General features: G+C 35.5%; 9 protein-coding genes. 7 read left to right on the plus strand and 2 right to left on the minus strand.

All coding sequences use genetic code 11. The features are described 5' to 3' along the window. Both ACP5S8_RS07250 and ACP5S8_RS07255 read right to left on the minus strand, forming a co-directional pair. The coding region (locus ACP5S8_RS07250) for a LysM peptidoglycan-binding domain-containing protein (protein WP_461876301.1) at positions 1–792 on the minus strand (792 nt) is incomplete at its 3' end. After that, positions 755–1,036, minus strand: a complete 282-nt coding sequence (locus ACP5S8_RS07255; RefSeq protein ID WP_461870322.1) for an acylphosphatase — start codon at positions 1,034–1,036, stop codon at positions 755–757. The genes ACP5S8_RS07255 and ACP5S8_RS07250, both read right to left, overlap by 38 nt. 82 nt (positions 1,037–1,118) lie before the next feature. Here ACP5S8_RS07255 and ACP5S8_RS07260 point away from each other — a divergent pair, with 82 nt between their 5' ends. The 7 genes from ACP5S8_RS07260 to ACP5S8_RS07290 form a co-directional block, all read left to right on the plus strand. Further along, positions 1,119–2,078, plus strand: coding sequence for a bifunctional phosphoglucose/phosphomannose isomerase (locus ACP5S8_RS07260; protein ID WP_461876302.1), 960 nt, complete (start codon positions 1,119–1,121; stop codon positions 2,076–2,078). Beyond that, complete coding sequence (metK, locus tag ACP5S8_RS07265) at positions 2,071–3,189, plus strand: methionine adenosyltransferase (RefSeq protein WP_461876303.1); 1,119 nt, start codon at positions 2,071–2,073, stop codon at positions 3,187–3,189. The genes ACP5S8_RS07260 and metK overlap by 8 nt, the downstream gene beginning before the upstream one ends. Before the next feature lies 1 nt (position 3,190). After that, positions 3,191–4,396 carry a 30S ribosomal protein S12 methylthiotransferase RimO gene (rimO, locus tag ACP5S8_RS07270; protein WP_461876304.1) on the plus strand — a complete coding sequence of 402 codons (1,206 nt, stop codon included), beginning with the start codon at positions 3,191–3,193 and terminating at the stop codon, positions 4,394–4,396. After that, a complete protein-coding gene (gene ccsA / locus ACP5S8_RS07275; RefSeq protein WP_461876305.1) occupies positions 4,393–5,166 on the plus strand; it encodes a cytochrome c biogenesis protein CcsA in 774 nt (257 codons plus the stop codon). The genes rimO and ccsA overlap by 4 nt, the downstream gene beginning before the upstream one ends. Continuing rightward, positions 5,163–6,539 (plus strand): argininosuccinate lyase, encoded by a 1,377-nt coding sequence (argH, locus tag ACP5S8_RS07280; RefSeq protein WP_461876306.1) that lies wholly within the window; start codon positions 5,163–5,165, stop codon positions 6,537–6,539. Before ccsA ends, argH begins: the two co-directional genes overlap by 4 nt. A 28-nt stretch (positions 6,540–6,567) precedes the next feature. Beyond that, the gene (locus tag ACP5S8_RS07285; protein ID WP_461876308.1) at positions 6,568–6,948 is read left to right on the plus strand and encodes a type IV pilus modification PilV family protein; all 381 of its coding nucleotides are present in this window, start codon (positions 6,568–6,570) and stop codon (positions 6,946–6,948) included. Next, the coding region (locus ACP5S8_RS07290; protein ID WP_461876309.1) for a PilW family protein at positions 6,932–7,325 on the plus strand (394 nt) is incomplete at its 3' end. The genes ACP5S8_RS07285 and ACP5S8_RS07290, both read left to right, overlap by 17 nt.

Here is a 7,325-nt window from a genome sequence, read left to right on the forward strand (position 1 = left end):
CCCCCTTTGGGCTCTTTGTATCTGACCTTCTACAGGTAGTGGTATATTTACATGTTTATACAAAGTTGATGGGCTCTTTTCATTATGACTTTCTATAGGAGAATGGGCTTCTTTTTGGGTGAGGGCTTTTAGATTGTTTGGATGACTTGGTAGTGGTTTAGTTTTGTAATTTTCTTTATAACGCTTTTTGGCTCTTGCTATAAGTTTTTTATAGGTGATATGCTTTTTACCAAGCTTTACCACAGCCCCTTTGTTAAGATATTTGCCTACTAATTCTGGGTTTAATTTTTCAAGCACTCTAAGCGGTACACCGGTAACATCTGAAACATCTCTTAGAGTACCACCGTTTTTAATAATATAAAGCTTATACTTCCTACCTTCGTATCTTTCTACATACTTCGTATTGTAAGGAACTTTTATAGTCTCTCCTACTCTTAAAAAATTTCTATGAAGGTTGTTTAACTCTTTTAACTCTCTTACAGATGTGCCAAAGCGCTCTGCCAAAACCGACAGCGTATCACCGCTTTTCACTTTATAGCTCATTGTAGGTATTCTTGGTTTTTTGGGTTTGTAAGGGATACAGATTTTTTGTCCTATAGACAAAAATTTATGCCTCCTAAAGGATGGGTTTGCCTCTTTTATAGATTTCGTATGGACGTGAAATTTAAGAGCGATGCCATCTATCGTATCACCCTTCTTAACTTTATAATAATGGCATTCGTAAGCTTTAGCTTGCCATGTGAAAAGCCCCAGACTAATACAAAATATCAAAGCTTTTTGGATAATCTTCATCTTCAAAAACCTCCATTTTATATTTTATATCAGAGACAAAAGCATGTTTTGGGCCTTCTTTTAGCTTTTCTAAAAACATTTCTAATACTTCTTTTTCTCCTATGGCTTCAAACTCTACAGAACCGTCCTCAACGTTTCTAACATAGCCTTGTATACCCAAACTATCAGCTATATCTTTGGTAAAAGCCCTAAAACCTACTTTTTGAACTCTTCCAAAAACTTTTCCTTTTAGAATATACTTCATTGAAAAGACATTATAACATACAAAATTTATCTTTATCAATGAGTATATTGATGTAAAATATTATTTAAGGAGGTATTTACAAATGAAAAGCGCATTAGAAATGTTGAGGGGTTTTGGAGACCACTTTGAAAAACTTGATGTTGGTGCTATGGTACCATCTAACTACGACATGCTTGTATTTAGCGGCATGGGAGGGTCTGGTATTGTAGGAGAGATAATGAAATCCTACCTTATAAAAAATGGTTTCAACAAACCTGTATTCTCTATAAAAGGGTATGAACTGCTACCGTTTGTAGATAAAAACGCTCTTGTGGTATGTATATCTTACAGTGGAGATACAGAAGAAACAATATCTATATTTGAACAAGCCATAAAAGTAGGTACTAAAATAATATCTATAAGCTCTGGTGGAAAACTAGAAGAATTGTCTAACAAGCACAGCGTACCTCACATAAAAATACCTACTGGCTACCCACCAAGGTATGCACTTGGGTTTATGCTAAACGCTTGTTTGTGGCTTTTTGGAAAAGAAGAAGAAATATTGGACTTAAAAGAAGACCTAAAGGCTTCAAGCTCTCATTACGAAGAAATTTCAAAAGACATAGCAAAAGGGCTCTTTGGATATGTGCCTATCATATACGGCACACCGCTTATGGAAACAGCCGCTTACAGATTTAAAACCCAAATAAACGAAAACTCAAAAACACCAGCTTACAACGCTTATATACCCGAGATGCATCACAACGAAGTGGTGGGTTATACAAACCCAGATATAAACCAATACCTTAGGTTTGTAATAGTGGCTGATAAAAAAGAGCATCCAAGGGTAAGCCTAAGGGTAAATATGACAATAGATATACTAAAAGACAAAGGCTTTAACCCAATACTCATATCAGAAGAAGGAAACTCCTACATTTCAAGGCTTTTAAAAAATATATACATAGGGGATTTTGCCAGCTATCACTTAGCAAACATGTACGGCTACGACCCGTTGCCCGTAGATATAATAACTTATGTAAAAAAGAGGCTTCAAGATGGATAGAATAAGATTTGCAGAATCACCGTTTGAAGGGCATCCAGACAAGCTTGCAGACATTATATCCGATGAAATATTAGACGAGTTTATGAGAAAAGACCCTTTTTCCAGGGTCTCAATAAACGTTTTGCTTAGTTCTAACATCGTTTTTATTGCAGGGGAAGTGTCTTCCTCTGCTTATGTAGATTTACAGATGGTATCAAGAAAAGCCATAAAAGAGGTAGGCTATACAAAACCAGAATACGGGTTTGACGGAGATTTGATAGGTGTTATAAGCTCTATAAACGAACAAAGTCCAGAGATAGCCCTTTGCATAGCCTCAGAAGGAGCAGGCGATAGTGCCATAGTGGTAGGTTATGCCACCGATGAGACCGACAACTTCTTGCCAGCCCCTATATACTATGCTCACAAAATCTCAAAAACCACATCTGATTTTAGAAAAAAAGGCATGATGCCCTTCTTAAGACCAGACGGCAAAACGATAGTAGGGATAAAATACGAAGACCAAAACACATTTTACATAGATTCTATAAATATGTTTGTGCAACATGACCCAGATATAAGCTTAGCTCATTTGAGAGAATTAATATTTGAAGATATTATAAAAAAACAAATACCAGATACTTTGCTAAGAAAAGAGACCAAGATAAAGATAAACCCAGCCGGTAGGTTTATAATAGGGGGTCCAGTGGCGGACACAGGTATTACTGGAAGAAAGATTGTATCAGACGCCTACGGGGATATTTCTTTTTCAGGAGGAAGTGCATTTTCTGGCAAAGACCCAACAAAGACAGACAGAGCCGCTTCCTATATGGCAAGATACATAGCAAAACACATAGTGGCAGCCAAATGGGCAAAAAAAGTCCTCATACAAATAGCTTACGCTTTTGGCGTAAAAGAACCCATCGGTTTTGACATAGAAACCTTTGGCACTGAAACAAAGCCTATAGACCTTATAAAATCAAGAATAAAAGAAGTATTTAGCTTGTATCCCAAAGATATCATAGAAACCTTAGATTTAAGAAAACCTATATACAAAAAGACCGCTTGTTATGGACACTTTGGCAAAGAAGGTCTTCCGTGGGAAACGCTTGATAAGTTAGAATATTTTTCTTAATATGAAAATAAATTTTGTAAACTTAGGATGCCCAAAAAACTTGGTGGATTCAGAAAATCTTATTGGTTTTTTTAAGAAAGAAGACATAAGCTCTTATCACAAAGCTGATACCATCATCATAAACACCTGCGGGTTTATAGAGCAAGCCAAAAGAGAATCTATTGAACACATTTTAAGAGCAATAGAAGATGGTAAGAAAGTGCTTGTGACAGGATGCCTTGTTTATAGATACAAAGAAGAGCTTCAGAAGGAAATACCAGAAGCTATTTTTTTCGAAAATATAAAAGATTTAGAAGGTATCAAGCTTTTAGAAGCACCAAAAAGACAAATTACCACAAAATATTACGCTTACCTTAAAATAGCGGAAGGCTGCAACAGAAAATGCTCTTTTTGTGCAATACCAAGCATAAGAGGACACCATAGGTCAAAATCCATAGAGGAGCTTGTGGACGAAGCAAAGTATCTCAAAGAAAACGGCGTGAAAGAACTCATCATAGTATCTCAAGATACCCTTTACTATCAAGAGGACAACACTTTTAAAAGCATAATAAAACTCTTAGAAGCCCTTGAAAAGCTAGATTTTCCTTGGATAAGGCTCATGTACCTTTACCCAAACAGCATCACCAATGAGCTTGTAGATTTTATAGATAGTTCTAAAAGCGTATTACCATATTTTGATATACCGCTTCAACATATATCTGATAAAGTTTTAAAAAGCATGAGAAGAGGATACACAAAAAAAGATATTTTCAAACTTTTAGAAAGCATAAACTCTATGAAACACAAAAAACCTATCTTGAGAAGCTCTTTTATAGTAGGATACCCAACGGAAGAAGAAAAAGACTTTGAAGAGCTTTTAGATTTTATAAATGAAAAACTTTTCCAATTTGTAGGAGTTTTTGAATACTCCCACGAAGAAGGGACTTTTGCTTATCAGCTTGAAGACATCATCCCACAAGAAGAAAAACAAAGGCGCTACAAAGAGGTGTTTAATCTATCTCAAAATATATTGGAAGAAAAAAACAGCGCTTTGGTAGGACAAGAGATAGATATACTAATAGAAAAAAAAGACAAAGGAAGAGCCTTTTTCCAAGCCCCCGACATAGACGGGATAGTAATATTAGACAACAAAACCTCTAAAACAGGCGTTATAAAAAAAGCAAGGGTAATAGGAAGTATAGGCACAGATTTGCTGGTGGATGTATGATACTTTATATTCTAAATATCATATTTTATCTAATGGCTTTTGTAAGTTTCTTACTTTATACATTAAAAGCCAAAAATACGCTAAAGTATAGCTTAGTCTTTATAATGCTTGGGAATCTGTCTTATCTTGTTAAGCTCATAATAAACGTAAAAACTGGTGTAGCGTTTGGTAACATAGATGCTATAGTAGCGTTTTCTGGCAACGTCATCATGCTTTTTTACGGCATACTTCTTACAAGATTTAGAAATTTAGAGAATATAGGGTTTATCATATCTTTTATAGGTGCTCTATTTAGCATGGCAAATTTAAGAAACGTATTTTTACATCAGCAGCCGAGTCTCTTAAATCCGATATTTTTAATACATATAATAAGCGCAGGACTCTCTTACTCTTTTATCATGCTTGGAGGCATTTTTTCACTTTTAAAGCTTATATCAGAAAAGCAGATAAAACAAAAAAAGTTTTCAAAAACCTACGTCCCTATTTATACTTTAATATTTATAGAAAAACTTTCCATAAACATGAGCTTTATATTTTTAACCATCACCATACTTTTTGGTGTTATGTGGTCTTTTTATTACGATAAAAGCCTTTACGTAGACCCAAAGATTATAGTCATATCGTTTTTATGGTTTTACTATGCAATACTTGTGCATACTTACATATTTAAATCTTCAAAACCTACCACCATATCGGTTTTATCGGCTTTAGGAAGCACAATCACAGTTATATCTGTCATATTCATAAAACATAGTATAATAACAGGATGAGTAAAGCTTGGTCCGGAAGGTTTAAAGAAGAAACTCTAAAAGATGTTGAGCTTTTCACAGAATCTATAAGCTTTGACAAGGTTTTGGCTCTTTATGATATAGAGCAAGATTTTGCCCACTTGGAAGCTCTTCTAAAAGCAAACGTCATCTCAAAAGAATCCTACGAGAACATCAAAAAAGGTCTTCAAAAGATAAAAGAAGAAATAGAAAAAAACGAATTTATCTACGACATATCAAAAGAAGATATACACATGAACATAGAAAGCAGATTGTATGAACTAATAGGAGAAGATGCTAAAAAATTACACACAGGGCGCTCAAGAAACGACCAAGTAAACACAGATTTAAGACTATATTTAAAAAAACACATATTAGATATTTTTGAGCTTTTAAAAGCCTTAAAACAACAGCTTATTTTAAAAGCAAAAGAGTATGAAAACCTTATAATACCAGGATATACGCACCTTCAAAGAGCCCAGCCGGTGTTGGTGGCTCATTACCTTCTTTCTTTCAAAGAGGCTTTTTTAAGGGATTCTCAGAGGCTTATAGATGCTTACAGAAGGATAGATACTCTAACCCTTGGAAGCGGTGCTTTGGCAGGGGCAGATTTTCCTTTGGATAGATTTTTAGAAGCAAGCATTTTAAACTTTTCCAAAATCTCTAGAAACTCAATGGACGCTGTAGCAGATAGAGATTTTGCCATAGAGTACATGTTTTGCCTTAGTACCATAGCCATGCATCTTTCAAGGATGGCAGAGGATTTTATCATATTTAACACAGAGGAGTTTAAATTCATAGATTTACCAGACAGCCTTTGCACTGGAAGTTCTATCATGCCCCAGAAGAAAAATCCTGATGTCTTAGAGCTTATAAGAGGAAAAACTGGAAGAGTGTATGGAGACCTTATAAACCTTATGATAAATCTAAAAGGGCTCCCAATGACTTACAACAGAGACCTTCAAGAGGACAAAGAGCCCATTTTTGATGCCACAAAAACCATTACAAACAGCCTTAAGATGATGATACTAATTGTAAAAGACATGAAGTTTAGAGAATATATCGACGCTGGCAATCTACTGCTTGCCACAGACTTGGCAAACTATTTGGTAGAGCAGCATATACCATTTAGAGAAGCTCATCACATAGTAGGAAACATCGTAGCATACTCTTTAGAGCACCAAAAACCTTTAGAATCCCTTACAAAAGAAGAGCTAAACCTTTTTTCAAAAGCCTTTGACAAAGACGCCAAGTATATAATTTCCAAAGAATCCTCTATCTTAAGAAAAAAGACTTACGGCAGCACTCACAAAGATTTTGTAAAAAAGCAGTTAGAACTATCTTCTTTAGAAGAAAACATAGACAAAAGTTTGTAAAAAATTATATTTTATAAATGAGGGTGTTATGATAAAAGCTTTAAAACAAGGCTCCAAAGGGCTTACTATTACAGAGGTGATGGTATCTATAGCGCTTGTGGCAATAGGTATTATAACGTTTGCCGCTATGCAAGCATTTTTTGCCAACGATACAAAAAATAGGTTCATATACGGATGTCTTATCACAACAGCCTCAAACGGCATAGCCATGTGCATGAGCGGTCAGCCAGTACCGTCTTCAGTCCAATGTGGTGGCATACAAGTAAGCTTAAATATAGACCAATCTGGAAACATTGTAAATGGAAATGGAGCATGTAGTCCACCTGCAAGTGGATGTAGTACTATTACAGCCACAGCCTCTTACAACAATCTATCTTACAGCGAGTCTGACAATGTTTGCCAATTCTAAATCTAAGGCTTTTACCATTACAGAGATGCTCGTGGCAATAACTATGAGTCTTGTTCTCATGCTAGCACTTTTTGAACTTTATGAATCTACCCAAAAGATGTTTTTTAATACAAACTCAATATCAGGTGCAGAAGAAAACGCCTACAACGCTTATGTTATAATGCAAAAGTTTTTTGATAGGTGGGGTGCTGGAGTACCAACTAGCAATAGCAATACATATGGTGGATACCCTCCTCCCACGGTAAACTATATATCTATATCTTCTGGTAGTCCTTGTGACAGTATTACGTTCTACGGTAGCATGCATGGGTTTGGGATGGTTCAAAACATAGACAGCAACTCTAATGCACAGCTTGTAAGTTGCAGGCTTTCAGATA

This window comes from Hydrogenobaculum sp., assembly GCF_049967395.1.
GTDB lineage: Bacteria > Aquificota > Aquificia > Aquificales > Aquificaceae > Hydrogenobaculum.

What these genes read in the sequence shown, in the direction of transcription:
- ACP5S8_RS07255 (WP_461870322.1), bottom strand. Translation starts at nt 1,036, where the DNA reads ATGAAGTATATTCTAAAAGGAAAAGTTTTTGGAAGAGTTCAAAAAGTA.
- ACP5S8_RS07260 (WP_461876302.1), top strand. Translation starts at nt 1,119, where the DNA reads ATGAAAAGCGCATTAGAAATGTTGAGGGGTTTTGGAGACCACTTTGAA.
- metK (WP_461876303.1), top strand. Translation starts at nt 2,071, where the DNA reads ATGGATAGAATAAGATTTGCAGAATCACCGTTTGAAGGGCATCCAGAC.
- rimO (WP_461876304.1), top strand. Translation starts at nt 3,191, where the DNA reads ATGAAAATAAATTTTGTAAACTTAGGATGCCCAAAAAACTTGGTGGAT.
- ccsA (WP_461876305.1), top strand. Translation starts at nt 4,393, where the DNA reads ATGATACTTTATATTCTAAATATCATATTTTATCTAATGGCTTTTGTA.
- argH (WP_461876306.1), top strand. Translation starts at nt 5,163, where the DNA reads ATGAGTAAAGCTTGGTCCGGAAGGTTTAAAGAAGAAACTCTAAAAGAT.
- ACP5S8_RS07285 (WP_461876308.1), top strand. Translation starts at nt 6,568, where the DNA reads ATGATAAAAGCTTTAAAACAAGGCTCCAAAGGGCTTACTATTACAGAG.